We start from the raw sequence: 26,037 nt of genomic DNA on the forward strand, positions 1-26,037 counted from the left end.
GCACGCCCGCCCCGGGTCGTCACTCCTGGTCTCTGCGGAGGGGATCGCCTTCGTCCGACGCCGAATCCGACGGGTCGGGCGGGCTCGGGGAGTCGGCGTCGTCCGACGGCGATGCCGACGACGAGGCGGACGGCGATTCGCTCGCGGACTCGCTGGCCGACGGGGACGACGAGGGCGACTCGCTGGCGGACTCGCTCGCCGACGGGCTGGAGGACGGCGACTGGGAGGCGTCGCTCGAACTCGGCGACGGGGGAGGCTTGACCGCCGCCCCCATGTCGGTGTCCAGGTCGAACTTCGAAGCCTTCTCGCCACTCAGCGCGGCCTCGGTGTACGCGGCCCAGATCCTGGCCGGGAAGTCACCGCCGTTGACGCGGCCGCCGCCCGCGGTGCCCTTGAGCGAGACCTGCTTCTTCTCGCCCTCGCCGAACATCCCGACGGAGGTCACCAGATCGGGGGTGTAGCCGGAGAACCAGGCCGACTTGTTGTCGTCGGAGGTGCCGGTCTTGCCCGCGACCGCCTGGCCCTGCTGGCGCACCGCCTGGCCGGTGCCGTCGTCGACCACCCCGGTGAGGACGGAGGTGACGGAGTCGGCGGCGCCACGGCTGATCGCCTGACCGTTGGTGGGATCGGGCAACTCGGGGCGCTCATCGCCCTTCTCGGCGGACTTCACGATCGCCGGGGTGACCTTCTTGCCGTGGTTGTCGAGGGTCGCGTAGACCCCGGCCATGTCGCGCGGGCTGGCGCCCATCACGCCCAGCGACATCGCGGGGCGCACGTCGAAGCCGCCCGCGTCCTTGTTCATACCGAGGTCGATGGCGGTGTTCTTCACCTTGTCCAGGCCCACGTCCACCGCCATCTGCGCGAAGACGGAGTTGACGGAGTTGTTCATCGCCTTCTGGACGGAGATGGGACCGTAGGACTTGTTGTCCTCGTTCGGCGGGGCGAAGCCGGTGAGCGAGCCCTTGACGGGTCGTCTGCTGGTGCCGTCGTACATGGTGCTCGCCGTGACCGGCGTGCCGTCCTGCGTGGTGGAGCCGTTCTCCAGCCCTGAGGCCAGGATCAGCGGTTTGAAGGTGGAGGCGGGCTGGTAGTCCTCACGGAGGGCGTTGTTGAAGTAGTGCTCGGTGTAGCCCGTGCCGCCGTACATCGCCACCACACCGCCGGACTCCGGATCCACCGAGACCGCGCCGACCTGGGCGTACTTGTCGACCTTGCGCTTCTTGGGGTCCAGTTTGTCCGTCAGCTCGGTGCGGACCGCCTTCTCCAGCGCCTTCTGCTTCTTCTTGTCGATGTTGAGGGTGATCGTCCAGCCGCCGGCCTCGATCTCGTTCTCGGAGGCCCCGGCCTTGATCAGCTCCTTGTTGGCGGCGTCGATGAGATATCCGGCCTGGCCGTCGCGTCCGGGGATGGGCCGCGGCGGGACCGGGACATCGAACTTCATGCCCTCGCGCTCGCTCTTGGACAGCCAGTTCTTCTCGACCATGTTGTCGAGGACGTAGTTCCAGCGGGCCTTCACCAGCTTCTTGCCGTTGGGGCCCGCCGCCGACCAGTCGTACTGGCTGGGCGCCTGGAGCACCGACGCGAGATAGGCGCCCTGCTCGACGCTGAGGTCCTCGACGTCCTTGTTGTAGTACGCGCGGGCCGCGGCCTGGATGCCGTAGGCGCCGCGGCCGTAGTAGCTGGTGTTGATGTAGCCCGCGAGGATGTAGTCCTTGGACTTCTGCTGGTCGACCTTGAGCGAGATCACCAGCTCCTTCAGCTTGCGGCTGGCGGTCTGTTCCTGGCTCAGGTAGTAGTTCTTGACGTACTGCTGGGTGATGGTGGAGCCACCCTGCTTGCCCCGGCCCAGAGCGGTGTTGATGAGACCGCGGGCGGTGCCGGTGAACGAGACGCCGGAGTCGCCGTAGAAGTCCTTGTTCTCGGCGGCGACAAAGGTGTGCTGCACCTTCTTGGGGATCTTGGACAGCGGTACGGACTCACGGTTGACGTCACCCGTCTTCGCCATGATCGTGCCGTCGCCGTACTTGTAGATGTTGGCCTCGGCCTTGGCCGCGGCGTTGGCGGGCGGAACCTCGACCAACAGATAGAGGACGAAGAACGCCCCGACGAGCAGCACGCCAAGTCCCAGGACGTACCCCAGCAGCCACTTCCAGGTGAAGAAGCGGCGTATGCCCCCCGCCTTCGCCGCCCGCTTGGCTCTGCGAGCGCCCTTCTGCCGCGCGCGTCGCTCTTCCGCTCTACCCATCGCTCCCGCCGCTCCAGTCCATAAGCCCCCCCGGTCAGCTCATGAAGCTAACACCGCAACAACCCTCAAATGCCCATCGATCGAGCTTTTTCCGAAGGTGACAAAAAGCACCCACTCCAAGGGAACTGACGGCTTACGGGTGCCAAGGGTTGCCACGGGCGCTAAATGTGCTATCACTTTGCTAGACATACCATCGAGCGAACGGGGAGCCCTCCATGTCCGACACCATCTCCACCGACGGCATCACCGACCAGGCCGGCATACCGCCCCTTCCCGAGCCCCGGGTCCGGGAGCGGCCCGCGCGCAACGTCAGCGGCGGGCTGGCCCTGCTCGGGGGCCTGGCCGGACTCGTGGGCGGCGTCGGCCTGATCCTCGCCGGGGCCGCGGTCGCCGCCGAGCACAAGGGCGCCTGGTCCACGCTGCTGATCGTCTCCGGGATCGTGGTGATCCTCGCCGCGATCCTCACCATGTGCGGCCTCAACACCATCGCGCCCGGTGAGGCCCGGGTGGTCCAGCTCTTCGGCCGCTACCGCGGCACCATCCGCACCGACGGGCTGCGCTGGGTCAACCCGCTCACCAGCCGCGAGAAGATCTCCACCCGGGTGCGCAACCACGAGACCGCGGTGCTCAAGGTCAACGACGCCTACGGCAACCCGATCGAGCTGGCCGCGGTCGTCGTCTGGAAGGTCGAGGACACCGCCCAGGCGATGTTCGAGGTGGACGACTTCCTGGAGTTCGTCGCCACCCAGACCGAGGCCGCGGTGCGGCACATCGCCATCGAGTACCCGTACGACGCCCATGAGGAGGACGCCCTCTCGCTGCGCGGCAACGCCGAGGAGATCACCGAGAAGCTCGCCATCGAACTGCACGCCCGGGTCGAGGCGGCCGGGGTCCGCATCATCGAATCGCGCTTCACCCACCTCGCCTACGCCCCGGAGATCGCCTCCGCGATGCTCCAGCGCCAGCAGGCGGGCGCGGTGGTGGCCGCGCGGCGGCAGATCGTGGACGGCGCGGTCGGCATGGTCGAGGCGGCGCTGGCGCGGATCACCGAGGAGGAGATCGTGACGCTGGACGAGGAGCGCAAGGCGGCGATGGTCAGCAATCTGATGGTGGTGCTGTGCGGGGACCGCTCCCCGCAGCCCGTACTGAACACCGGCACGCTGTACCAGTGACGGACGAGAGCGGGCGCAAGCCACGGCAGCCGCGGCAGCGCAAGCAGATGCTGCTGCGGCTCGACCCGGCCGTCCATGACGCCCTCGCGCGCTGGGCCGACGACGAACTCCGCAGCGCCAACGCGCAGATCGAGTTCCTGCTGCGCAAGGCGCTCGCGGACGCGGGCCGGCTGCCCGGCGCGGCGCGCCCGATCCCGCGCCGGGGCCGCCCGCCGCGGCGGCCCGCCGAGGGCGCCGCCGAGGGTGCGGGCCACCCCGAGGGCCCCGAGGACGGCAGCCGTACGCCGAACCAGCCCTGACCTTGGCCACACCGCCCTGAGCTGCGATAACGCAGACCTCAGCGCAGCTATACACTCCAGGTATACGCATGGTGTAGAGTGCTGAGCATGTCAATTGGCCACACCCTGCTCGGACTCCTCGAAGGCGGCCCGCGCCACGGCTACGACCTCAAGCGAGCCTTCGACGAAAGATTCGGACACGACCGCCCGCTGCACTACGGGCAGGTCTACTCGACCATGTCCCGGCTCCTGAAGAACGGCCTGGTGGAGGTCGACGGCATCGAGCACGGCGGTGGCCCGGAGCGCAAGCGCTACGCCATCACCGACGCGGGCATCACCGATGTGGAGCACTGGCTCATCCAGCCCGAGAAGCCCGAGCCCTACCTCCAGTCGGTCCTCTACACCAAGGTCGTCATCGCCCTGCTCACCGGGCGCGACGCGGCCGATCTCCTCGACGTCCAGCGCGCCGAACATCTGCGGCTGATGCGCGAGCTGACCCAGCGCAAGCGCGGCGGCGACCTCAGCGACCAACTCATCTGCGACCACGCCCTCTTCCACCTCGAGGCCGATCTGCGCTGGCTCGAACTCACCGCTGCCCGCCTCGGCCAACTCGCCAAGGCGGTGCGTTCATGACCCCGGCAGGCTCCTTGCTGATCGCCACGTCGCTGCACAAGACGTACGGTCACACCCCCGCCCTGGACGGCGCGGACTTCTCCATCCACCCCGGCGAGGTCGTCGCCGTCATGGGCCCCTCCGGCTCGGGCAAGTCGACGCTGCTGCACTGCCTGGCCGGAATCGTGAAGCCGGACTCCGGCTCCGTCCACTACAACGGGCGCGAGCTGACCGCCATGTCGGACACCGAGCGCAGCGGTCTGCGCCGCGGTGAGTTCGGCTTCGTCTTCCAGTTCGGCCAGCTCGTCCCCGAGTTGAGCTGTAGCGAGAACGTCGCCCTGCCGCTGCGGCTGAACGGCGTCAAGCGCAAGGAGGCCGAGTCCCGGGCGTCCGCCTGGATGGAGCGGCTGGAGGTCGCCGATGTGGCGCACAAGCGGCCCGGCGAGGTCTCCGGCGGCCAGGGGCAGCGGGTCGCCGTCGCCCGGTCGCTGGTCACCGGGCCGCGGGTGCTGTTCGCCGACGAGCCGACCGGCGCACTGGACTCGCTCAACGGGGAGCGGGTGATGGAGCTGCTGACCGAGGCCGCCCGGGAGGCCCGGACCGCCGTGGTCCTGGTCACCCATGAGGCCCGGGTCGCCGCCTACTCCGACCGCGAGGTCGTCGTCCGCGACGGCAAGGCCAGGGATATGGCGGGCGTCCGATGAGCGGCCGGGACGCCCCGGCGGAGGAGCCACGCTCCCGTGTCCCCATCGCCCGCTGGGCCGCCGATCTGGCCATGGGCGGCCGGTTCGCGGTCACCGGCGGCCGGGAGAGCTGGGCCAGGACGATCATGACGGCGGTGGGCGTCGGCCTGGGGGTCGCGCTGCTGCTGCTGGCCTCCTCCGTCCCCACCATGTACCAGCAGCGCCACGAGCGGGGCGACGCCCGCTCCGCGTTCAGCTTCGGCGTCGGGGTGAAGCCCGGCCCCGACACGCTCCGGGTCACCAATGGCGGCACCACCTACCGCGACCAGGACATCGGGGGCATCCTCATGGCCCCCGACGGCAAGGGCACCGCGCCCCGGCCGCCGGGTATCGACCGGGTCCCGGCCGCCGGTGAGATGTGGGTGTCCCCGGCGCTGAAGGACCTGCTCGCCTCCGACGAGGGGAAGCTGCTCCGGGACCGCTTCCCGTACCGCACCATCGGAGTCATCGGCGACAGCGGGCTGGCCGGCCCGGCCGAACTCACCTACTACGCGGGGATCTCCCAGAAGGCGTTCGGCCACGTCGACTCCGGCTACCACATCGACCACTGGGGCGCCGACGACAAGGGCAAGGGCGAGCCCCTGGACCCGGCGCTGCTGCTGCTGATCATCGTGGGCTGTGTGGTGCTGCTGCTGCCGGTGCTCATCTTCATCGCCACCGCCGCCCGCTTCGGCGGTGAGCGGCGCGACCGGAGGCTGGCCGCGCTGCGGCTGGTCGGCGCCGATATCCATATGACCCGGCGGATCGCCGCCGGTGAGTCGCTCTTCGGCGCCCTGTTCGGACTCGCCGTCGGCGGCGGGCTGTTCCTGCTGGGGCGGGAGCTCGTCAGCGGTGTCGACGTCTGGGGCATCAGCTTCTTCGCCTCCGACATCGTGCCGTCCGCCCCGCTCGCCCTGGCGATAGCGGCGGCCGTGCCCGCCTCGGCCGTGATGGTCACGCTGCTCGCCCTGCGCGGTATCGCCATCGAACCGCTGGGCGTGGTCCGGAACGCCAAGCCCAAGCGCCGGCGCCTGTGGTGGCGGCTGCTGCTGCCGCTCCTGGGCATGGCCATGCTGCTGCCGCTCGCGGGCGGCTTCGGGGCCGGCAGCGCCGGCGGTGATATGAAGGCGTACCAGGCCGCGGCCGGCGCCGTGCTGGTGCTCGTCGGCGTCACCGCGCTGCTGCCCTGGGTCGTCGAGGCCGTGGTGGAACGGTTCGGCGGCAGGGGCTCGGTGCCCTGGCAGCTCGCCACCCGCCGGCTCCAGCTCAGCAGCGGCACCGCCTCGCGCGCGGTCAGCGGCATCACGGTCGCCGTCGCCGGGGCGCTGGCGCTCCAGATGCTGTTCGCCAGCGTGCAGGCCGACAACACCGAGTCGACCGGCCAGGACCCGAACCGCGCCCAGCTGATGGCGAACGTCCCGGTGGCCAACGGTGCCGAGGCCCGCGACGCCTTCGCCCGGTACCGCGCGACCAAGGGCGTGCGCGATCTGCTCGGTGTCACGGACGACTACGTCTCCGATGTGCGCCCCAGCAAGGAGGACCCGTCGTCGGTCCCGGAAGAGGCCCTCACCGTCGCCGACTGCCCCTCGCTCCGCGAGGTGATCCGCCTCACCAGCTGCGAGAACGGCGATGTCTTCCTCGTCGATTCGCATAGCTACTACGGGGAAGGGGAGGGCTTCGCCAAACCTGGCGCCCAGGTCAACCTCGCCTACGACGACGACGGCACTCCGGATCTGCGCGAGAAGAAGCTGTGGACCATCCCCCACTCGGCCACGCAGGTGAAGCCCCGGCAGGACCCGACCGGAGGCACGCGCACCGGTATCTTCGCCACTCCCGCCGCCTTCGACGTCGCCGATCTGCCGGACCCCCAGGCGGTGGCCATGATCCGGCTGGACCAGAAGGTGCCGGACGCCACCGAGTATGTGCGCAACACCAGCGCGGCCCTCTCCCCGGCGATGGATGTCATGCGGCTCTCCAGCACCTCGCAGTCGGATGAGTTCTCGGCCATCCGCAAGGCCCTGTTCATCGGCGCCACCGCGACCCTGCTGCTCATCGGGGCCAGCATGATCGTGACCACCCTGGAGCAACTCCGCGAGCGCAAGCGGCTGCTGTCCGTCCTGGTGGCCTTCGGCACCAGGCGCACCACGCTCAGCTGGTCCGTACTGTGGCAGACAGCGGTCCCGGTGGTACTGGGCCTGGCGCTGTCGATCGTGGGCGGGCTGGCGCTGGGGGTGATGCTGCTGAAGATGGTCGGCCAGCCGCTGGCCGTGGACTGGTCCGGGCTCGGCACCATGACCGGCATCGGCGGCGGGGTCATCCTGCTGGTGACCCTCGTCAGCCTGCCGCCGCTGTGGCGGATGATGCGGCCGGAGGGTCTGCGGACCGAGTAACACCCCTGCCCTGGTACTCCGGGGTACGCCGGGGGCCGTTCCCAGCCATGGGAACGGCCCCCGGTGGCGTCGATCCGGCGGCCCGGCCACCTTGTTCAGGCGGACCGGCCGGCCACCCGCACCGGCAGCGGCCGCAGCGCCTCCCGCAGCGCCTCCGCGAACGCCTCGAACTCCTCCGTGCGCGCCGCGCCCGCCCGCCGGGCCAGGGCGATCCGCCGGGCGGGCGCCGGATCGGCGAAGTCGCCGGTGGCCAGGTGGTCGTTGCGCGCGGTCTCCACCCGGAGCGCGGTGCGCGGCAGCAGCGTCACCCCGAGGCCGCCCGCGACCAACTGCACCAGGGTGGAGAGCCCGGCGGCGCTGGTGGTCATCGGGGCGCCCTCGGTGCGGCCCGCCTCCCGGCAGATGTCCAGGGCCTGGTCACGCAGGCAGTGACCCTCGTCGAGCAGCAGCAGATCCAGCTGTTTGAGCGCCTCGCGGGGGATGTCGTCGCGGCCGCCCAGCCAGTGGTCGCGCGGTGTGACCAGGACGAAGTCCTCGTCGAACAGCGGCATTTCGACCACTCCGGGCGCGCCGAGCGGCACCGCGAGCAGCAGCAGATCGAGGCGGCCGTGGGCCAGCCCGTCCAGCAGCGAGGCGGTCTGTTCCTCATGGACCTGGAAGTCGAGCCGGGGATAGCGGTCATGCACCAGCCGCAGCACGGTCGGCAGCAGATACGGCGCCACGGTCGGGATCACCCCGAGCCGCAGAACGCCGGTGAACGGCGCCCGCGCCGCCTCCGCCTCCTCCAGCAGCTCCCCGACCGCTTCGAGCACTCTGCGTGCCCGGATCGCCAGCCGTTCACCCGCCGGGCTGAGCAGCACCTTGCGGGTCGTACGCTCGAGCAGCTGGACACCGAGTGCCTCCTCGAGGGCCGCGACGGCACCCGAGAGCGCGGGCTGGCTCATCCCGATGGCTGCCGCGGCATCGCGGAAGTGCAGCTGCTCGGCGACCGCGGCGAAGGCTCTGAGCTGGGAAATGCTGGGCTGCCGCGGTTTGCCGGCCGGTGTGGCTGATGCGGCCACTGATAGCCACCTCCAATCAACCCCACCGAGTGTAGCTATTTCACTGATCAATGCACTCTGTGCCAAGGTAGGACCGTCCAACCCCAGGAAAACCTGGACGTCAAGGGTTTTCCTACGCAAAAGCTGCAAGGAGTGCGCGTGCTCACCGTCGGTGACAAGTTCCCCGAGTACGACCTGACCGCCTGCGTGTCGCTGGAGAGCGGCAAGGAGTTCGAGCAGATCAACCACAAGACCTACGAGGGCAAGTGGCGCGTCGTCTTCGCATGGCCCAAGGACTTCACCTTCGTGTGCCCGACCGAGATCGCGGCCTTCGGCAAGCTGAACGACGAGTTCGCCGACCGTGACGCCCAGATCCTGGGCTTCTCCGGCGACTCCGAGTTCGTCCACCACGCCTGGCGCAAGGACCACCCGGACCTGCACGACCTGCCGTTCCCGATGCTGGCCGACCCCAAGCACGAGCTGATGCGCGACCTGGGCATCGAGGGCGAGGACGGCTACGCGCAGCGCGCGGTGTTCATCGTGGACCAGAACAACGAGATCCAGTTCACCATGGTGACGGCCGGTTCCGTGGGCCGTAACCCCAAGGAGGTCCTGCGGGTGCTGGATGCCCTCCAGACCGACGAGCTGTGCCCCTGCAACTGGAGCAAGGGCGAGGACACCCTCGACCCGGTGGCCCTCCTCTCCGGTGAGTGAGCCGATTCACCATGGCACTCGATGATCTGAAGTCCGCACTGCCGGACTACGCCAAGGACCTCAAGCTGAACCTCGGTTCGGTGATCGGCAACTCCGACCTTCCGCAGCAGCAGCTGTGGGGCACCGTGCTGGCCTGCGCGATCGCCTCGCGCTCGGCGCGGGTGCTGACCGAACTCGAGCCGGAGGCCAAGGCCAACCTCTCGCCGGAGGCGTACACCGCCGCCAAGTCGGCGGCCGCCATCATGGCGATGAACAACGTCTTCTACCGGACCCGGCACCTGCTCTCCGACCCGGAGTACGGCAACCTGCGCGCGGGGCTGCGGATGAACGTCATCGGCAACCCGGGCGTGGACAAGACCGATTTCGAGCTGTGGTCGCTGGCCGTGTCCGCGATCAACGGCTGCGGAATGTGCCTGGACTCGCATGAGCAGGTGCTCCGCAAGGCGGGCGTGGACCGCGAGACGATCCAGGAAGCCTTCAAGATCGCCTCCGTGCTCCAGGCCGTCGGCGCCACGCTGGACGCCGAGGGCGTCCTGGCCGCGGGCGGCTGACGCGCACGGTCGCACCGTTGGACGCACGCGGAAGAAGGGCGCCCCACCCATCGGTGGGGCGCCCTTCGGCGTTCGTATCGGCCCACGGCGGGGCCGTTGCCGGGCTATCGGGCCCCGCCCTCCCCGGGCGGCACGCCCGGCGGCTCGGTGGGCGGCGCGACGGGGGCCGTGGCCACGGCGGTGGCGCCGTGCGGGCCCGGGAGTGCGCGCAGGGCGTTCTCCTGGCTGTAGGAGCGCAGATAGACGACGACCGTATTGGCGACCGCCACCAGGGGAACGGCCACCACCGCGCCCCCGATGCCGCCGATCAGCGAACCGGCCGCGACCGAGAGCACCACGGCCAGCGGATGGACCCGCACCGCCCGGCCGAGGATGAAGGGCTGGAGCACATGGCCCTCGATCTGCTGTACGGCCAGCACCACGATCAGCACCATCGCCCCTGTGAACACGCCCTGGGTGACCAGCGCCACGACCACCGCGAGCGCACCGGAGACCACCGCACCCACCAGCGGGATGAAGGCGAAGAGGAAGATGAAGACGGCGAGCGGCACGGCCATCGGGACATCGAGGAAGAAGAGGCCCACACCGATGAAGATCGCGTCGATCAGCGCCACGATCACCGTGCCGCGCACATAGGCGGTCAGCGTGGCCCAGGCCCGCGGGCCCGCGCCCGCCACGCCCTCACGGGCCGGGGCGGGGACCAGCTTGAGGGTCCAGTTCCAGATCTTCGGGCCGTCGTACAGCAGGAAGAGCGTGGAGAACATCGTCAGCAGAATGCCGGTCAGCATCTCGACGACGACCGTGACGCCCTCCAGCCCCGCCGAGGTGATCTGCTCGGTGTTGGCGCCGACCGCGTCGCGCAGACTCTTGGCGATGTGGTTGATCTGCTTCTCGGTCACATGGAACGGGCTGTGCAGCAGCCAGCGGCGCAGATCGTCGATACCGGCCTGGACCTCGCCCGAGACCTCGTCGATGTTCTCCATGACCTGCCAGACCACGAACCACACGACCAGGCCCATGATGACGAAGCCGGAGATGAAGGTGATCGCGGTGGCCAGCCCGCGGGGCACACCGCGCCGCCGCAGCCGGGTCACGGTGGGCTCCAGCAGCGCGGTGATGAGCAGCGCGACGGTGAAGGACAGCACCACCAGCTCGACGGAGCTGATGACCCTCATGAGCACCCACACCGTGCCGCCGAGCACCAGCAGCCGCCAGGCCGCCTCGGCGGCCACACGGACGCCCCAGGGCACGGCGGACACCGGATCGGGTCGGGCGGAGACGGCGGGGGCGTAGGCGGGCGGGGCGGGCACGCTGGACGGCTCCGGCCGGGCGGCCTCGCCCTCCCCCGCGGCGCCCGCGGGACTCTCGGCGCCTTCGGGGCTCTTGGCGCCCTCCGGGCCCTCCCGGCCCTCAGCGCCCTCCGCGCCGCCCCCCGCGGGACCGGCGCCGTGATCCTGGCCCGCTCCGGGGCCGGGCGCCCCGCCGGACGGATGTATCCCCCGTGGACGTTCCTCTGATGGTTCGGGCCCCGGTGGGGTCCGTGGGGCGGTGTCGCCGTCGCCGTCGCGCCCCCGCATCTCGGCCTCTTGGGATTCGAGCCGATGGGCGAGCCGGGTAAGTCCGGTTCCCAGCCTGCCGACCCACTGCGGCAATTTGGACATTTATCGTTTCCTACCCCCAGTTTCCCCCTCGGTCGTCAAAGAGACGTTACCTGCTGAGGAAGCACGGAACCCCCGACCTGAGCCGGGGGTTCCGTGAAGCATACGAGCGTGGTCCGCCGCCGGTACGAGCCCGGCGGAACCGGCTCAGTAGTGGCCGTTGGCCTGCCAGAACGACCACGCGTCACACGGGCTGCCGTAGCGCTCGTTCATGTAGTTCAGGCCCCACTTGATCTGTGTGGCCGGGTTGGTCTGCCAGTCGGCGCCCGCCGAGGCCATCTTGCCGGCCGGCAGCGCCTGCACCAGACCGTAGGCCCCCGACGAGGGGTTGGTGGCCTTGTAGTTCCAGGTGGACTCGTGGTCCACGATGTTGCTGAAGCACTGGAACTGGCCACTCGGCACGATCTGCCGCGCCATCGACTGAACCTCGGCGATGGTGTACGAAGCCTGCTGGGGGAAGCTGGAGGAGTCACGCGTGGCCGAACGGCTCGCGATCTCCTTCTCCTTCTTCGCCTCCCGCTCCTTGGCCAGCTTCTCGGCGGCTGCCTTGTCCGCGGCGGCCTTCTTGGCCTTCGCATCCTTGGCCGCCTGCTTGCGGGCTGACTCCTCGGCGGACTTGCGCGCCTCCGCGTCGGCCGCGGTGGACTGAACGTCCGCCTGCTGCGTCAGGGATGCGGTCTGCGCCACGGCCTGCTGTCCAGCAGGTATGTCCGCAAGGAGCGTCGAGTCGGCGGCGGTCGCCTCGATCGGGTCGGACGAGCCCTGCTGCTGTCCGCCCGCGGCGACACCGACGACGGCGCCCACAGTGGTGACCGCGGTGGCCGAAGCCACTGCGAATCCCCGGACCGAAATCCGGCTCACACGGTTTCCTTCCAGCGTCGCCCGCTTAGGTGACCTCGCGGGCGCAATCGTGCCCCTGACGCTGGCCTCCCCTTGTTCCGTCCCCGGTGGTGCTGATGGGGCCGACTGGTCACGGGAGGCACGGGCCCGGTGAGGATCTCCCGCGGGAGATCCTCGAGGTGCTCGGGCGGCATACGGCGAACTCTGTTCAATTCTGGTGGTGCTGTGACTCGGTACCGCTGGGGGTACTGGTGTGCCGTATGCGGGGCCTGACAGGAACCACACCCTGCCGGACGCGGAGCCCTGGAGGCAATTCCCCGCCAGGTGTGAAAGCTCACATCTTGTTTACGCCCTAGGATTTCTGGAAATCCCCGCGCACCAAGACGCCGCGCGGCTAAGCTCGTTGGCCTTTCCGCACGGCGCCTGTGGCCGCAAACCGCTCAACCGGCTCAGATGTGGCCGTCCTCCAGCATTTCGGTCACCAGCGCCGCGATCGGCGAACGCTCGGAGCGGGTCAGGGTGACATGCGCGAACAGCGGATGCCCCTTCAGCTTCTCCACGACCGCCACCACCCCGTCGTACCGTCCGACGCGGAGGTTGTCCCGCTGCGCCACATCATGGGTGAGCACCACCCGGGAGTTGGCGCCGATCCGGGACAGCACGGTCAGCAGCACATTCCGTTCCAGCGACTGGGCCTCGTCGACGATGACGAAGGCGTCATGGAGCGAGCGGCCGCGGATATGCGTCAGCGGCAGCACCTCCAGCATCCCGCGCCCCACCACCTCCTCGATCACCTCGGCGCTGGTCACCGCGGACAGGGTGTCGAAGACCGCCTGCGCCCAGGGGCTCATCTTCTCGGCCTCGGTGCCGGGCAGATAGCCCAGCTCCTGGCCACCCACCGCGTACAGCGGGCGGAAGATCATCACCTTGCGGTGCTGACGCCGCTCCAGCACGGCCTCGAGACCGGCGCACAGCGCCAGCGCCGACTTGCCCGTACCGGCCCGGCCGCCCATCGAGATGATGCCGACCTCCGGGTCGAGCAGCAGGTCCAGCGCGATGCGCTGCTCCGCGCTGCGCCCGTGGATGCCGAACGCCTCCCGGTCGCCGCGCACCAGCCGCACCTGCCCGTCCGGGGTGACCCGGCCCAGGGCGTTGCCACGCTCGGACTGGAGCACCAGACCCGTGTGCACGGGCAGTCCGGCGGCCTCGGGGACGAACGCGGTCTCGGCGGCGAACAGATCGTCCACCTGCTCGGCCGAGACGGCGAGCTCGGCCATCCCGGTCCAGCCCGAGTCGGTTATCGCCAGCTCCGCGCGGTACTCCTCGGCGAGCAGCCCCACCGAGGACGCCTTGATGCGCAGCGGCAGATCCTTCGATACGACGGTGACGTCATACCCCTCGGCCTGGAGGTTTCTGGCGACCGCGAGGATCCGCGAGTCGTTGTCCCCCACCCTGCCGCCGTGGTTCAGGAAGGCGGCCGGGAGAATGCCCGGGTCGGAGTGGTTGAGCTCGACGCGCAGAGTGCCGCCCAGATCGCCGATCGGGATCGGAGCGTCCAGACGGCCGTACCGGATGCGGTACTCGTCCAGCAGGCGGAGCGCCTGCCGTGCGAAGTACCCGAGCTCCGGGTGGTGCCGCTTGGCCTCCAGCTCCGTGACCACCACGACCGGCAGCACGACTTCGTGCTCGTCGAAGCGGGCCATGGCGTTGGGGTCGGCCAGCAGGACGCTGGTGTCGAGGACATAGGTGCGCCGGTCGTGCTCGCGGCGTTTCTTGCTGGTCACCACGGGTGGACGAACCCCCTCGGGAGAGGTTGGGGTGCGACGGCGTCGCGGGAGTGAGGTATTCCCCGCCGCAGACGGGGAACGGACCGGGCTCAGGCCCCACGGGGAGGGCCGAGCGCCGGCCCTCCGCGTCATACGCACGATCCGCACAGTCGTCCGTGTGCAAAGGGCCTCCCGGGCGAACGGCCCGATGCCGTCCGCTGGCAGTTCGACACCCAACTGGACAGGTGGAACAGGGCGTCGACCTGGAAGGGATATTCCCTCGAACGTGCGGGGGCATGCAACGGCATATGACGGCACGGATATGAACGTTGTGAAACGGGCGTGTCACACGGCCGCGGGGCCGGACGCCGGTCGGCGCCCGGCCCCGCGCCGGTGAACTCCTGTGCTACAGACGGGAACTAGTTGCCGTACCTGCGGTGACGGGCGGCGTAGTCGCGCAGCGCGCGGAGGAAGTCGACCTTGCGGAAGGCGGGCCAGAAAACTTCACAGAAGTAGTACTCCGAATGGGCACTCTGCCACAGCATGAAGCCGGAGAGCCGCTGCTCGCCGCTGGTGCGGATCACCAGGTCCGGATCGGGCTGGCCACGGGTGTACAGGTGTTCGGAGATGAGGTCGATGTCGACGACCTCGGCGAGCTCCTCGAAGGAGGTGCCCTTGGTGGCGTGGTCCAGCAGCAGCGACCGCACCGCGTCGGCGATCTCCTGCCGTCCGCCGTAGCCGACGGCCACGTTGACCAGTATTCCGTCGATGTGCTCGGTGTCCCGCTCGGCCTCCTTGAGGACCGTCTGGGTCCGGGAGGGCAGCAGATCGCGGTTGCCGACGTGGTGCACCCGCCAGCGGCCGTCCGCGGCCAGATGGCGCACCGCGCCCTCGACGATGCTCAGGAGCGGTACCAGCTCCTCCTCGGGGCGGTCCAGGTTGTCGGTGGAGAGCAGCCAGAGCGTGACGACCTCGACGTCCGTCTCGCTGCACCAGCCGAGCAGCTCCTGGATCTTGCTGGCGCCGGCCTTGTGCCCCTGCTCGGTGGTGCCCCCGGCGGCACGGGCCCAGCGGCGGTTGCCGTCGAGGATGACGCCGATGTGCTTGGGCACCTGGGCGTGATCGAGGCGGCCTTCCACCCGGCGTGCGTAGAGCCTGTACACCAGGTCGCGCAACTTCACGTCTTCCAGCCCCTCAGTGCTTCACATGGCTCGCCATGGCAGTCCGCCCCAAGGCCGACACCCTACTGCGGGGCAGAGGGGCTGGCGAACCGGGACGGCCGGATGAGCGCTTTCCGTCACGCTTCGTAGCCGACCGTGCGGGATACGTGCCGCCCCTTTGGGCCCCAGAAGCCCGAAATAGAGCGGGCCGGTCCGTGGGGGGGAGTACGGACCGGCCCGAGGGGGGGCTTCCACCATAACGCTTCGTGAGGGGATGTCCATGCATCTCGGCGGGGTCGGCCGGCCGCGCGCCGATGTCATCCGGCCCCGAGCGCCCCCAGCACCAGTCCGGCGCCCGCCCCGAGGATCATGAACGGCCCGAACGCCATCGCGCTACGGCGCCCGGCGCGCCGGGTCAGCACCAGGGCCACGGCGCAGCAGCAGCCGAGCAGCACCCCGGCGAAGGCGCCCACGAAGAGCACGTCCCAGCCGTACCAGCCGAGGGCGACCCCGAGCGTCAGCGCCAGCTTGACGTCACCGAACCCCATCCCGCTCGGGCTGATCAGGAACAGCACCAGATACGCCCCGCCCAGCACCGCGCCGCCCAGCAGCGCCCGCGGCCAGGACCCGGCGCTGTGCGGCAGCAGCGCGGCCGCGCCGAGCAGCGCCGCGGCCCCGCCCGCCATGGGCAGGGTGAGGACGTCCGGCAGCCGGTTGACCGCCAGGTCCACGGCCGTGAGCAGTGCCCCCAGCGGCACCAGCAGCAGCCACACCGCAAGCTCCGGGCGCGCGCCGACGGCCGCCGCCAGGCCCGCGCACACCAGCGCGGTGAGCGCCGCGGCGGGCACCGGGCCGGTCCCGTAGTCCCGCTCGCCGTCCCGGCAGCCGGAGCAGCGGGCGGGGCCCAGCCAGCCGCCCGCCGGACCGGTGAGCGCGTGCCCGCGCGGGCAGGCGCCGCGCCAGGGCTCCTCCGGCTCGACGGCCAGCCGGTACAGCGGGCGCGGTACGAGCAGCCCGGCGGCCGCGCCGTACGCGGCGGCGAGCACGATCAGCAGCGGTTGCACGGGCCGAGCCTACGGAAGCGCCCGGCCGGTGGAACACTGCCCGGGGCGGGCGGACGGCGCGCGGAGGGCCGAAGGGGGCGGGTCATGGGCCGCTGGCGGGACGGTACGGGGACGCTGCGCGTGGTGGGCGGCACCGACGGCGCGGACGGCGGCCGGGACGACGGCTCGAACGGCGCGAAGGAGGACCCTGGGGGCGTGGAAGGCACCGCGGGGCGTGCGGAGGGCATTCCGCTCACCATCGCCGCCTCCTACCGCGCCCGCGCCCGCGGGCTGCTCGGCCGGGACGGCCTGACGGGCGCGCTCCTGCTCACCCCGGCGAGCGGGGTGCACACCTTCCGGATGCGGTTCGCCATCGACGTCGCCTATCTGGACCGGCGGCTCACCGTCCTGGCCGTCCACACCCTGCGCCCCGGCCGGCTCGGCCGCCCCCGGCTGCGCTCCCGCCATGTGCTGGAGGCGGAGGCGGGCGCGTTGGAGCGCTGGGGCGTACGGCGGGGCGTACGCATCGTGATCGCCCCCACCCCTTCAACGCCGCCCCCGCCTTCTGTACGCTGACCTCTCGGTGTCATGGTTGGGACACCCTCGATCGCGGTCGAGGTAATCGAGGTAGAGGTAATAGGGGTAGGGGTGGCACGGTGACGACCACGGGCAAGATTCTGCGTTTCGACGAGTTCCGCGGCTACGGCTTCATCGCTCCGGACGACGGTGGCGAGGATGTCTTTATGCACGCCAATGACCTGCTGGACGAGAAGCATCTCTTCCAGCCCGGGTCCAAGGTGCGGTTCGTTCCCGAGTACGGCGACAAGGGGCCCAAGGCATCCGAGGTCCGCATCGTGGAGCGTGCCGCGCCGGTGCCGGTCGTACGGCCCTCCGCGGGGCCGGACGGCGACGACACCATGTGCGATGTGCTGTCGGTCGCCGAGTTCCGGCAGGAGCTCACCGAGGCGCTGGTCGAGGTGGGCGGCAGTCTGACCGCCGACCAGATCAAGCAGGTGCGCAGGCGGGTCATCGAGATCGCCCAGGCGCACAACTGGATCGAATCCTGATGCCGGGCCGCGGCGCGGCCTGACAGCGGGTCGAGGGGCCGCCACCGCGACAGTTCGTCGCGGCGGCGGCCTCTCGGCTTCGGGCGCCCCTCGGCTTCGGGCGCCTCTCGACTTCGGGCGCCTCTCGACTTCGGGCGCCTCTCGGCATCCGGTGAGCCTCAGCTCCCGGTGACCCTCAGCATCAGCCACATCGCCGCCGTCGCGGCCACCACGGTCGCCGGTGCGGTCAGCAGCCCCAGACGGGTGAACACGCCCAGGTCGGAGCCGGTGCCCGGTTCATGGTGATGCACTACGCGCCGCCACAGCAGGGTGGCCAGGGAGCCGACATAGGTGAGGTTGGGCCCCAGATTGACGCCGATCAGCACGGCGAGCACGGGCCCGGGGCCGCCCCCCGAGGCGATCGGCAGCAGCGCCAGCACCGCGGGCAGGTTGTTGATCAGGTTGGCCAGCACCGCCGAGACCGCCGCGATCCCCAGCAGCGCGGGCAGGCTCGCCCCACTGGGCAGCACATGGCCCAGCGCCTCCTGGAGACCGCCCGCCAGCACGGCCTGGACCACCACGCCGAGCGCCAGCACGAACAGGCAGAACAGCGGTCCGATCGCGCCGACGGCCCCCCTTACGGTCGTCCTGCGGTGCCATAGCGCCCTTACGGTCAGCACGAGGGCGCCCGCCCAGGCCGCCCACTGGGGCTCGAGACCCGCCAGCGAGGTCCCGACGAACCCGGCGAGGGTCAGCAGCAGCACGGTCAGCGCGAAGACCGGCACCTTGGGCCAGTCGGCGGGCGGCGGCTCGGTGGTCCCGGCGGCCAGGTCGTCGGCGAAGAAGCGGCGGAAGACCAGGTACTCGATGCCGATGGTCAGCAGCCAGGCGGGGCCCATCAGCACGGCGAACCGGGTGAACGAGATCCCGCCGGCCTCGAGGGCGAGCAGATTGGTGAGGTTGGAGACCGGGAGGAGCAGGGACGCCGAGTTCGACAGATGGGCGCAGGCGTACACATGCGGCCGGGACCGCGCCCCGAGCCTGGCCGCCGTGGCGAACACCACGGGCGTGAGCAGCACCACGGTGGCGTCCAGGCTGAGCACGGCGGTGACGGCGGCCGCGACGGCGAACACCCCGCCCAGGAGCCGGTCCGTACGCCCCGCGCAGGCCCGCGCCACGGCCTGCCCCGCCGCCTCGAAGAGCCCCTCGTCCGCGCACATCCGGGCCAGCAGCAGCACGGCGGCCAGAAAGCCCACGACGGGCAGCAGGTCCCGGGTCTCCGCCCAGGCCCGTGCGGGCGAGACCGCCCCGACGGCGACCACGATCCCGGCGGCGGGCACGGCCGCGACCGCCTCCGGCAGGCCATGGGGGCGCACCACCGCGAAGGCCAGGACGCCGAGGAGCAGGGCGATGGCGAGGGTCTCGGCGACGGCGGTACTCAGGGCGGGCTCCGGCGAAGGGGGCGATCGACACACCCATGATGCGGTATCGGGCACCCCGGCCCCGCCCGGCCGATCCCCCTGCGGCGGGCTGTTCGCCTGCGGCGGCCGGTGCGCCTGCGGCGGGCTGTTCCCCTGCCGCGGCCGGTGCGCCTGCGGCGGGCTGTTCCCCTGCCCGCCCCTTCCCGAAACTGGGGCTCCGCCCCAGACCCCGCTCCTCAATCGCCGGAGGGGCTGAAAGGCGGCGCCGCGCCCCAGACCCCCGGGGGCCGGGAGGCCGGGGGGCCGGAGGGCCGGAGGGACGGAGGGACGGAGGGACGGGGGCAAAGGGTCCAGACCCCGGGTCCAGGGGGCAAGGGGTCCCGGCCCCCGGGGTCCAGGGAGCAAGAGGTCCAGGCCCTGGGGGCCGGGGCGGAGCCCCGCCACGCGGCGGAGCCGCATACCGATACCCCGGCAAGGGGCGAAGCCCCGCTTTCCAGCCCCTCCGGCGATAGCGGGCTCCGGAGCCGAGCCCCGCTTCCAGCCCCTCCGGCGATAGCGAGGTCCGGGCCCGAGCCCCGCTTTCCAGCCCCTCGGGCGATAGCGGGGTCCGGGGCCGAGCGCCGCTTTCCAGCCTCTCCGGCGTTAGCGGGCTCCGGGGCTGAGCCTCACTTTCCAGCCCCTCCGGCGATAGCGGAGCGGAGTCCAGGGCCGAGCCCCGCCTTCCAGCCCCTCGGGCGATAGCGGGGTCCGGGCCCGAGCATCGCCTTCCAACCCCTCCGGCGATAGCGGAGCGGAGTCCGGGGCCGAGCCCCGCTTCCAGCCCCTCGGGCGATAGCGGGCTCCGGGCCCGAGCATCGCCTTCCACCCTCCGGCGATAGCGGGCTCGGTGGCCGAGCATCGCTTTGCAGCCTCTCCGGCGTTTGAGGAGCGGGGTCCGGGGCCGAGCCCCGCTTTCCAGCCCCTCCGGCGATTGAGGAGCGGGGTCCGGGGCCGAGCCCCGCTTTCCAGCCCCTCCGGCGATAGCGGAGCGGGGTCCGGGGCCGAGCCCCGCTTTCCAGCCCCTCCGGCGTTTGAGGAGCGGGGTCCGGGGCGGAGCCCCGGTTCGGGGGCTGGGGCGGAGCCACAGTTGTGGGAAGGGGCGGGGAGGGGGAAGCGGCGGTGTGCGGCTCCGTACCGTGGGTCAGCCGGGCGTCAGCCGGTTCGAGGGAAGCTGACCTCCACCCGGCGGTTGCGCTTGCGCCCCTCCTCGGTCGCGTTGTCCGCGATCGGGTACTGCTCGCCGTAGCCCCGGATCTCGTAGTTCACCGAGGGGTCGAGATCCTCGGCGAGCGCCTGCTGCACCGCGTTGGCCCGCTGCTTCGACAGCACGATCCCATGGCCCGCGGAGCCCAGGTCGTCGGTGAAGCCGAAGACGCGGACGCTCTTCGCGTCCTGCCGCTCGACCTCGGAGGCGATCTCCTTGATCCGGGACCGCGCCGCGCCGCCCAGCTTGGCGCTGTCCTTGCCGAAGAGCACCTCGGCCTGGAGGGCGAACTTCACCTTGGCGTTGGTGTCCTCCCGCCGCTCGTCGCCGTCGTCCGTCTCGACCACGGACTTGATGTCCAGGACCCGGCCGGGCGCCAGCTTGGCGCCCTCGGGCATCCGCAGATCGGAGTCCTTGGCGTCGATCTTCATCGGCGGGGTGGTGTCGGCGGGCGCGCCGGGACCGCTGTCCGCGTGGGCGGGCGGCGCCGGGGCCGTGAGGGTGACCAGGAGCACGGTGGAGGCCAGCGCGGCGAGCACGGGGCCGCGGCGCGCGGGGCGGGCCGTCGTCTGCGGTGTCATGGCGCGGCTCATCCGGAGAGGGTGATGCCGACGGACGGCATGGTCGGGATCTGGAAGTCGACCTCCGTGACATTCTTCGGCGGGGCCGGGAACTGTGCGAACAGCGGACGGCTCTCATCGGGCTTGATCCCGGAGAGCCCGGTGGTGCACAAGCACTGACCGTCGGTGTCCCGCAGGACGAGATAGCGCTTCTTGCCCTTCTCGTCGACGAGGGACGCTCCGGAGACGGACGAGAGGGACTTCACCTCGGTCTCCTTCGAGCGCCAGTCGATCGCGTTGAAGAGCCGGCTGCCGTGGTTGGTGACGGTGGCGCTGACGGTGACGAAGCCGCCGTCGTCGCGGACCGCGGAGTGCAGGGTGACGACGATCCCGCCGGGGCCCTTCATCTCGCCGATGGTCTTGGAGGAGTCCGCCGCGGGCTGCTGTTCGTCGCCGTCGTCCTTGGCCGCGGTGGACGCCCGTCCCGCGCCGTCGTCGGGCGCCTTGTCGCCGTCGCCGTTGCCGCACCCGGCCACGGCGAGGGCCAGGGCCGCGGCGAGCGCCGTCGCGGCGGCCCCCCTCCGGGCCTTCGTCGTGTGCCGAATGCTCATCGCTCGCTGTCCTTTGCTCTTCGTTCGCTCGTCAGTCTGCCGTCAGTCGGCGAGGTGCACGGAGAAGAGATCCTTGGCGTCGGGGAAGAGATCGAGCCGCGTCGGGTCGATGGTCAGGTCGATTCCGTCGCAGAGGAGGTCGATGGGCGGCTTGTCGTCCTTGTCGTCGTCCTTACCGCCGTCGCCGCCCTTGCCGTCGTCCTTACCGTCGCCGTCCTTGCCACCGCCGCCGCCCTTGCCGCCGTCACCACCGTCACCGCCGTCGCCGGGTCGCCCGCTCGGCGGGGCGGGCGGCTCGGCGGTGCAGCGCGGGGTGACGACGGCCTTGGCCGTCGCCTCCGCGTGCTTGCTCTCCGTGCCGGGGATGACGGTCTTGCCCACGGGCTTGTGGGTCCTGACGGTGACGGTGAAGGACGTCGGCAGGAAGTCGGGCCCGCGGCAGTCGGTCACATCCGCGCCGTTCTGGTCGGCGAACCACTGCGCCTGATCACATGCGTTGGTGCCGCCCAGTCCCCGTCCGTCCAGCAGGTCGTCCCATGCGCTGCCGTTCGCGATCGCCTCCAGGAACCCCTTGCGCAGCTGGTCGCGGTAGTCCTGGGCGGCCGCGAGGGCCGCCGCGTCGGCGGCGGTCTGCCCGCCGTTGCGGGTGGCTCCGGCCTGGCCGACGACGAAGAGGGCGAGCGCGAGGAAGAGCAGGCCCGCCACCGCCGTGATGTAGATCGGAAACGCCTGCCCCGCGTCGCTCCTGAGATCTCGGCGCGCTGTCACGGGACCGGTCAGATGCCGACGACCTGTGAGATCTTGTCGGAAATGGCGTTTGCGATCATGCTGCCGAAGTCCGTGGTCGACAGGACCAGCACGATGGCCACCACGACGGCGATGATGCCCAGGTATTCGATCGAGGTCTGCCCCCGATCGTTCCGCATGACGCGCTTCCCCATTGTGTTCCCCTCCATGGGCTGCCGTCCCTGTGTGGTCCGGCGACTCAACCCCCGTGGTGTCGCTCGCGACACGAGCAAAGTACGCCGAAACAGCCGTCTCGGAACAGTGCCCCAGGAAGCATTGCCTTCCCCGTTCACCACGTTCGAACCGTGGACGTGACGACCAACCGCGATCGCGCATCCGTCTCACCCCCTCCGGCAGCGAGGAGTTCTCCGCCGACGACTGTCCCACATTCAATTGCAACCGCGAAGGAGCTTCACCTAAAAGAGACCGTCAGTCCCCCGTCACCGAGCCGAAGTCGGTGCCGGAGCCGATGAAGAACCCGGCGACGAGCAGCACCATGGTTCCGGGCACCATGAAGGTCGTGATGACCATGGTCGCCTTCGGCACCGCGCGCGCCGCGCGCCGCCGGGCGTTCTGCGCATCCGTACGGCGCATGTCATTCGCAATGGCGATCAACGTCTCGACAATCGGAGCGCCCAGTTCCTCGCCCTGCTGAAGGGCGGTGACGAACTGCGCGACCTGTTCCGAGTCATTACGTTTACGTAGCTCCTCGAACGCCTGACGGCGGCTGACACCCATGTCCATTTGCCGAAGTGTGATGCGAAGTTCATCCGCCCAGGGGCCCTCATACTTCTCCGCGACCCGGTCCAGGGCCTGACGGAAGCTCAACCCGGCGCTCACCACGACGGCCAGAACGTCCAGGAAGTCCGGAAGCGTCCGCTCGATCGCGTCCTTGCGCTCCCGCACCGCCGCCCAGATGCCCACCTCGATCCAGAACAGGCCGAACGCCACCAGCAACAGCGCCAGCAGCACCTGACCCTTGATCAGCATCACCAGCGCCCCGCCGAAGCCGAGCGTCCCGTAGACCGCCCGCCGGGCCGCGTAGCGATCCACCGTCAGACCGCCCGGGTTGCCCGCCAGATCGATCCGGCGGCGCACCCTGGCCACCCGCTTGTCGCCCATCAGCCGCAGCACCAGCGGGGCGTAGCGCATGCCCAGCCGGTCCACGGCCGAGCCGACCACGGTCGTACGGCTCGAGCCGACCTCGAGGGCCACCGCCAGATCGCTGGGCAGCTTGGCCTCGCTGCGGTACAGCGCGATGCCGTAGGCGATGCCCGCCACCGCGAGACCGGCCGCCAGCGCCAGCAGCAGTGCCATCTCCCTGTGTCCCCTTTTCCTGGATTCCTGTTTTCTGGATTCGCCCGTATTCGGTCGTGGACGGTCCCGGACGGTCTCAGACGTCGATCTTGGACATCCGGCGGATCAGGAAGAAGCCGATCCCGTACAGGCCGAAGGCCACCACCACCGCGGCCTGCCCCCAGAAGGACGAGGTCATCCGGTCCAGTGAACCGGCCGAGATCCGGTTCATCAGCAGCAGCGTCCCGATCCCCAGCAGCGGTACGACATAGGCGGTGACGGTCACCTGTGAGAGCTGGGTGCGCACCTCCCGACGGGTCTCCTTGCGCTCCTCCAGCGTCTGGGTGAGGTTGCGCAGCGAGCTCACCACGGTCCCGCCCGCGCGGTTGGACAGCACCAGCGTGGTGACCAGCACCACCAGCTCCCGGGAGGGCAGCCGCTCGGCCAGCTCCTCCAGTGCGTCGTCGATCGAGTGGCCGACGGCCAGCTTGGCCGCGACCTTGGCCAGCTCCTCGCCCGCCGGCGCCTCCATCTCGTCCGCCGCCATGCCGAGCGCGGTGCGCAGCGCGAGGCCGGCCTGGGTGGCGTTGGCCAGGATCCGTGACAGCTCCGGCAGTTGGTTGATGAAGCGCTCTATCCGCTTCTGGCGCTGCCAGCTGAGGAACGCGAACGACCCCCAGACGGCGACCACCGCCGCTATCGGCCCGAAGAACGCCGCGAGGAAGGACGCCGCGACCAGCCACAGCCCGGCCGCCACCCCCGCCGTGTAGACGAAGAACTCCCCGGGCGTGATCTCCAGGCCCGTGGCCGCCAGCCGCAGCTCCAGCTTCCGGCCCAGGGAGGTGGTGCGCAGCCGCCGGTCCACCCGGGCGAAGCGGCGCGGGCGGCCGGTGCCCGGCAGCGGGCCGGTCTCCGAGAGCCGGTCGATCAGCGCGCGCTGCTGCTCCTTGCCGCGGACGAAGGTGTGCACGCCCACGACGCCCAGCGCGCCGCACACCAGCGTCGCGCCGAGGGCCGCCGTCGCGAGATGGTCCATGGGCCCTGCTACCTCCGGTCCCTGGGGTCGTACGGGGGTCGGTCGAACGGGGGTCGGTCGTGCGGGTCGTATCCGGCGGCGCGGGTGGCCAGCTGCGCCGGAAAGGCGGCCACCCCGAAGGCGGGCGGCACCGATTCGCTCGCCAGCCGCAGCCGTTCGGCGACCCGCTCCGGCAGCGGAAAGTAGCCGAACCGCCCGTGCACCACCCGGTCCGCGCCCATGGGCTGGGCGTTGAAGCGGCAGACGGTGGCGAGCCGGTACGTATCGTGGCCATGGCTGTCCAGCAGCGCGATCTCGCTGATCCGCCGGGAGCCGTCGGCGTGCCGGACCAGCTGGACGATGCAGTCCACGGCGCTGTTGATCTGGTCCCGCAGCGCCTCGTAGGGGATGGCCACATCGGACATGGAGGCGAGCGTCTGGAGCCGCATCAGCGCGTCCTCGGCGCTGTTGGCGTGGACGGTGGCCAGCGAACCGTCATGGCCGGTGGACATGGCCTGGAGCATGTCGAGGGTCTCGCCGCCGCGCACCTCGCCGACGATGATGCGGTCGGGGCGCATCCGGAGGGAGTTGCGGACCAGGTCGCGGATGGTGATCCGGCCCTTGCCCTCGACGTTGGGCGGCCGGGACTCCAGCCGGATCACATGCGTCTGCTGAAGCTGGAGCTCGGCGGCGTCCTCGACGGTGATGATGCGCTCCCCGTCCGGGATCAGCCCGGACAGCGCGTTGAGCAGCGTGGTCTTGCCGGAGCCGGTGGGGCCGGAGACCACGACGTTGAACTTGGCCCGCACCAGCGCCGCGAGCAGCATCAGCATCTGCTCGTCCAGCGTGCCCATGCCGATCAGCTCATGGAGGGTGTAGGCGCGGGGGAAGCGGCGGATGGTGAGCGTGGCGCCGGTGAGGGCGAGCGGCGGGATGATCACGTTGACCCGCTCACCGGACGGGAGCCGGGCGTCGACCATCGGATTCGACTCGTCCACCCGGCGGTTGACCGTGGAGACGATGCGCTCGATGGTCTGCATCAGCTGCTCTTCGGAGGCGAAGCGGACCGGGACCAGCTCGACCCGGCCCGCGCGCTCCACGAAGATCTGGTCCGGGCCGTTGACCATGATCTCGGTGATGGAGGCGTCCTCCAGGAGCGGTTCGAGCACCCCGAGGCCCAGCGCCTCGTCCACCACCCGGCGGATCAGCTGGGAGCGCTCGGCGGTGGACAGCACCGGGCCCTCGCGGCTGATGATGTGGCCGAGCACGCGCTCCAGCCGGGAGCGGCGCTCGGCGGTGGAGAGCGAGGACATCTCCGCGAGGTCGATCTCCTCGAGCAGCTTGGCGCGGTAGGCGGAGACGAGGTGCCCGTCCTGGCGTCCGCCGCCCTCGGGGGTCCCCTCGGGCGCGGTGATACGGGACCGCAGGCTCATCGGCCGCCTCCCAACGCGGCCTGGGCCGCACGGCCCGCACCGCCGTCTCCTTCGTCGCAGGGCATGGTGGCGCTCTTCTCGGCGCTGCCGAAGTCGAAGCCGGGGATGACGGAGGGGATCTCCACGGTCGCGGTGGCCCGCGCCTCCCCGCCGCCGCAGCCGCCGCTGCCGATGCTCGCCCCGTCGGCCAGCCATCCGCTCATCGACGCCAGCCCGGCGGCCTGCGGACTGGTCCGCGGCTCGTCCAGCGACGCCGTCCGCGCCGCCGCCCGCGCCGCGGTCCCGGCCTGCTGCGCGGCGTAGGCGGCGATGCCGAGCTGTACGGCGGCGAGCGCGACGAGGATGAGGATCGGCAGAAAGCCGAGGAACTCGATGGACGCGGACCCCCGGTCCCGGCCGGAGGCGCGCCGCACGCGCACGCGGTGACGGGTCATC

General features: G+C 70.9%; 25 protein-coding genes. 9 read left to right on the top strand and 16 right to left on the bottom strand.

Annotated elements, in window-relative coordinates:
* Positions 1-19: 19 nt before the first annotated feature.
* The gene (locus tag AB0E24_RS03010) at positions 20-2,245 is read right to left on the bottom strand and encodes a transglycosylase domain-containing protein (RefSeq protein WP_102937399.1); all 2,226 of its coding nucleotides are present in this window, start codon (positions 2,243-2,245) and stop codon (positions 20-22) included.
* A 215-nt stretch (positions 2,246-2,460) separates the two neighbouring features.
* Between AB0E24_RS03010 and AB0E24_RS03015 the strand changes: the two genes are divergently transcribed.
* From AB0E24_RS03015 to AB0E24_RS03035, 5 genes are all read left to right on the top strand, one after another.
* Positions 2,461-3,417 (top strand): SPFH domain-containing protein, encoded by a 957-nt coding sequence (locus tag AB0E24_RS03015; protein WP_069864519.1) that lies wholly within the window; start codon positions 2,461-2,463, stop codon positions 3,415-3,417.
* Between the two features lie 47 nt (positions 3,418-3,464).
* Positions 3,465-3,716, top strand: a complete 252-nt coding sequence (locus AB0E24_RS03020) for a type II toxin-antitoxin system antitoxin (RefSeq protein WP_232640100.1) — start codon at positions 3,465-3,467, stop codon at positions 3,714-3,716.
* A gap of 87 nt (positions 3,717-3,803) precedes the next feature.
* Positions 3,804-4,328 (top strand): PadR family transcriptional regulator, encoded by a 525-nt coding sequence (locus AB0E24_RS03025; protein WP_069864524.1) that lies wholly within the window; start codon positions 3,804-3,806, stop codon positions 4,326-4,328.
* Positions 4,325-5,011: an ABC transporter ATP-binding protein gene (locus AB0E24_RS03030; protein ID WP_093702482.1), complete on the top strand. Its 687-nt coding sequence runs from the start codon at positions 4,325-4,327 to the stop codon at positions 5,009-5,011. Before AB0E24_RS03025 ends, AB0E24_RS03030 begins: the two co-directional genes overlap by 4 nt.
* The gene (locus AB0E24_RS03035) at positions 5,008-7,419 is read left to right on the top strand and encodes an ABC transporter permease (RefSeq protein ID WP_359374567.1); all 2,412 of its coding nucleotides are present in this window, start codon (positions 5,008-5,010) and stop codon (positions 7,417-7,419) included. Before AB0E24_RS03030 ends, AB0E24_RS03035 begins: the two co-directional genes overlap by 4 nt.
* Positions 7,420-7,514: 95 nt before the next feature.
* Here the strand turns inward: AB0E24_RS03035 and AB0E24_RS03040 are convergent, their stop codons facing one another.
* The gene (locus AB0E24_RS03040; protein WP_079258800.1) at positions 7,515-8,480 is read right to left on the bottom strand and encodes a hydrogen peroxide-inducible genes activator; all 966 of its coding nucleotides are present in this window, start codon (positions 8,478-8,480) and stop codon (positions 7,515-7,517) included.
* Positions 8,481-8,618: 138 nt separating this feature from the next.
* On the opposite strand from AB0E24_RS03040, the gene AB0E24_RS03045 reads away from it, so the two are divergent.
* Together AB0E24_RS03045 and AB0E24_RS03050 are read left to right on the top strand one after the other, a co-directional pair.
* Positions 8,619-9,173: a peroxiredoxin gene (locus AB0E24_RS03045; protein ID WP_100806322.1), complete on the top strand. Its 555-nt coding sequence runs from the start codon at positions 8,619-8,621 to the stop codon at positions 9,171-9,173.
* Between the two features lie 11 nt (positions 9,174-9,184).
* Positions 9,185-9,724, top strand: a complete 540-nt coding sequence (locus AB0E24_RS03050) for an alkyl hydroperoxide reductase (protein WP_069864533.1) — start codon at positions 9,185-9,187, stop codon at positions 9,722-9,724.
* Positions 9,725-9,828: 104 nt separating this feature from the next.
* On the opposite strand, the gene AB0E24_RS03055 is transcribed toward AB0E24_RS03050, so the two are convergent.
* The 5 genes from AB0E24_RS03055 to AB0E24_RS03075 all read right to left on the bottom strand — a co-directional run bounded on the left by AB0E24_RS03055 (position 9,829) and on the right by AB0E24_RS03075 (position 16,212).
* Entirely contained in the window at positions 9,829-11,385 is a 1,557-nt protein-coding gene (locus AB0E24_RS03055) for an AI-2E family transporter (RefSeq protein WP_359374570.1), read from the bottom strand.
* A 144-nt stretch (positions 11,386-11,529) separates the two neighbouring features.
* Positions 11,530-12,243: an aggregation-promoting factor C-terminal-like domain-containing protein gene (locus tag AB0E24_RS03060; RefSeq protein ID WP_069864537.1), complete on the bottom strand. Its 714-nt coding sequence runs from the start codon at positions 12,241-12,243 to the stop codon at positions 11,530-11,532.
* A 428-nt stretch (positions 12,244-12,671) separates the two neighbouring features.
* On the bottom strand, positions 12,672-14,009 hold the full coding sequence (phoH2, locus tag AB0E24_RS03065; protein ID WP_069864539.1) for an RNA 5'-3' helicase PhoH2: 1,338 nt from the start codon (positions 14,007-14,009) through the stop codon (positions 12,672-12,674).
* A 398-nt stretch (positions 14,010-14,407) separates the two neighbouring features.
* On the bottom strand, positions 14,408-15,169 hold the full coding sequence (locus AB0E24_RS03070; protein WP_069864541.1) for an isoprenyl transferase: 762 nt from the start codon (positions 15,167-15,169) through the stop codon (positions 14,408-14,410).
* 296 nt (positions 15,170-15,465) lie between these two features.
* On the bottom strand, positions 15,466-16,212 hold the full coding sequence (locus tag AB0E24_RS03075) for a prepilin peptidase (protein ID WP_359374572.1): 747 nt from the start codon (positions 16,210-16,212) through the stop codon (positions 15,466-15,468).
* Positions 16,213-16,296: 84 nt separating this feature from the next.
* Here AB0E24_RS03075 and AB0E24_RS03080 point away from each other — a divergent pair, with 84 nt between their 5' ends.
* Positions 16,297-16,767, top strand: a complete 471-nt coding sequence (locus AB0E24_RS03080; RefSeq protein ID WP_359374574.1) for a DUF192 domain-containing protein — start codon at positions 16,297-16,299, stop codon at positions 16,765-16,767.
* An 80-nt stretch (positions 16,768-16,847) separates the two neighbouring features.
* Positions 16,848-17,258 carry a cold shock domain-containing protein gene (locus AB0E24_RS03085; RefSeq protein WP_069864547.1) on the top strand — a complete coding sequence of 137 codons (411 nt, stop codon included), beginning with the start codon at positions 16,848-16,850 and terminating at the stop codon, positions 17,256-17,258.
* Between the two features lie 158 nt (positions 17,259-17,416).
* Here AB0E24_RS03085 and AB0E24_RS03090 read toward each other — a convergent pair whose 3' ends face one another.
* The 9 genes from AB0E24_RS03090 to AB0E24_RS03130 form a co-directional block, all read right to left on the bottom strand.
* On the bottom strand, positions 17,417-18,712 hold the full coding sequence (locus AB0E24_RS03090) for an SLC13 family permease (RefSeq protein ID WP_250853945.1): 1,296 nt from the start codon (positions 18,710-18,712) through the stop codon (positions 17,417-17,419).
* A 1,137-nt stretch (positions 18,713-19,849) separates the two neighbouring features.
* The gene (locus AB0E24_RS03095; protein WP_069864549.1) at positions 19,850-20,482 is read right to left on the bottom strand and encodes an OmpA family protein; all 633 of its coding nucleotides are present in this window, start codon (positions 20,480-20,482) and stop codon (positions 19,850-19,852) included.
* An 8-nt stretch (positions 20,483-20,490) separates the two neighbouring features.
* Positions 20,491-21,072, bottom strand: coding sequence for a hypothetical protein (locus tag AB0E24_RS03100; RefSeq protein ID WP_079258797.1), 582 nt, complete (start codon positions 21,070-21,072; stop codon positions 20,491-20,493).
* Between the two features lie 42 nt (positions 21,073-21,114).
* Complete coding sequence (locus AB0E24_RS03105) at positions 21,115-21,840, bottom strand: pilus assembly protein TadG-related protein (RefSeq protein WP_359374576.1); 726 nt, start codon at positions 21,838-21,840, stop codon at positions 21,115-21,117.
* 8 nt (positions 21,841-21,848) lie between these two features.
* Positions 21,849-21,998: a hypothetical protein gene (locus AB0E24_RS03110; RefSeq protein WP_162496074.1), complete on the bottom strand. Its 150-nt coding sequence runs from the start codon at positions 21,996-21,998 to the stop codon at positions 21,849-21,851.
* Between the two features lie 289 nt (positions 21,999-22,287).
* Positions 22,288-23,175 carry a DUF5936 domain-containing protein gene (locus AB0E24_RS03115; protein ID WP_069864555.1) on the bottom strand — a complete coding sequence of 296 codons (888 nt, stop codon included), beginning with the start codon at positions 23,173-23,175 and terminating at the stop codon, positions 22,288-22,290.
* Between the two features lie 76 nt (positions 23,176-23,251).
* Positions 23,252-24,190, bottom strand: a complete 939-nt coding sequence (locus tag AB0E24_RS03120) for a type II secretion system F family protein (RefSeq protein WP_069864557.1) — start codon at positions 24,188-24,190, stop codon at positions 23,252-23,254.
* Between the two features lie 8 nt (positions 24,191-24,198).
* A complete protein-coding gene (locus tag AB0E24_RS03125; protein WP_079258795.1) occupies positions 24,199-25,602 on the bottom strand; it encodes a TadA family conjugal transfer-associated ATPase in 1,404 nt (467 codons plus the stop codon).
* Positions 25,599-26,036 carry a TadE/TadG family type IV pilus assembly protein gene (locus tag AB0E24_RS03130; RefSeq protein WP_102937406.1) on the bottom strand — a complete coding sequence of 146 codons (438 nt, stop codon included), beginning with the start codon at positions 26,034-26,036 and terminating at the stop codon, positions 25,599-25,601. Before AB0E24_RS03130 ends, AB0E24_RS03125 begins: the two co-directional genes overlap by 4 nt.
* Position 26,037: the final 1 nt, after the last annotated feature.

Source organism: Streptomyces malaysiensis subsp. malaysiensis (assembly GCF_040653035.1).
GTDB classification, from domain to species: Bacteria; Actinomycetota; Actinomycetes; order Streptomycetales; family Streptomycetaceae; genus Streptomyces; species Streptomyces malaysiensis.

Excerpts from the sequence above, each read along its gene's own strand:
- AB0E24_RS03010 (WP_102937399.1), bottom strand. The coding sequence starts at position 2,245 with ATGGGTAGAGCGGAAGAGCGACGCGCGCGGCAGAAGGGCGCTCGCAGA.
- AB0E24_RS03015 (WP_069864519.1), top strand. The coding sequence starts at position 2,461 with ATGTCCGACACCATCTCCACCGACGGCATCACCGACCAGGCCGGCATA.
- AB0E24_RS03020 (WP_232640100.1), top strand. The coding sequence starts at position 3,465 with ATGCTGCTGCGGCTCGACCCGGCCGTCCATGACGCCCTCGCGCGCTGG.
- AB0E24_RS03025 (WP_069864524.1), top strand. The coding sequence starts at position 3,804 with ATGTCAATTGGCCACACCCTGCTCGGACTCCTCGAAGGCGGCCCGCGC.
- AB0E24_RS03030 (WP_093702482.1), top strand. The coding sequence starts at position 4,325 with ATGACCCCGGCAGGCTCCTTGCTGATCGCCACGTCGCTGCACAAGACG.
- AB0E24_RS03035 (WP_359374567.1), top strand. The coding sequence starts at position 5,008 with ATGAGCGGCCGGGACGCCCCGGCGGAGGAGCCACGCTCCCGTGTCCCC.
- AB0E24_RS03050 (WP_069864533.1), top strand. The coding sequence starts at position 9,185 with ATGGCACTCGATGATCTGAAGTCCGCACTGCCGGACTACGCCAAGGAC.
- AB0E24_RS03055 (WP_359374570.1), bottom strand. The coding sequence starts at position 11,385 with ATGTCCAAATTGCCGCAGTGGGTCGGCAGGCTGGGAACCGGACTTACC.
- AB0E24_RS03080 (WP_359374574.1), top strand. The coding sequence starts at position 16,297 with ATGGGCCGCTGGCGGGACGGTACGGGGACGCTGCGCGTGGTGGGCGGC.
- AB0E24_RS03095 (WP_069864549.1), bottom strand. The coding sequence starts at position 20,482 with ATGACACCGCAGACGACGGCCCGCCCCGCGCGCCGCGGCCCCGTGCTC.
- AB0E24_RS03100 (WP_079258797.1), bottom strand. The coding sequence starts at position 21,072 with ATGAGCATTCGGCACACGACGAAGGCCCGGAGGGGGGCCGCCGCGACG.
- AB0E24_RS03110 (WP_162496074.1), bottom strand. The coding sequence starts at position 21,998 with ATGCGGAACGATCGGGGGCAGACCTCGATCGAATACCTGGGCATCATC.
- AB0E24_RS03115 (WP_069864555.1), bottom strand. The coding sequence starts at position 23,175 with ATGGCACTGCTGCTGGCGCTGGCGGCCGGTCTCGCGGTGGCGGGCATC.
- AB0E24_RS03120 (WP_069864557.1), bottom strand. The coding sequence starts at position 24,190 with ATGGACCATCTCGCGACGGCGGCCCTCGGCGCGACGCTGGTGTGCGGC.
- AB0E24_RS03125 (WP_079258795.1), bottom strand. The coding sequence starts at position 25,602 with ATGAGCCTGCGGTCCCGTATCACCGCGCCCGAGGGGACCCCCGAGGGC.
- AB0E24_RS03130 (WP_102937406.1), bottom strand. The coding sequence starts at position 26,036 with ATGACCCGTCACCGCGTGCGCGTGCGGCGCGCCTCCGGCCGGGACCGG.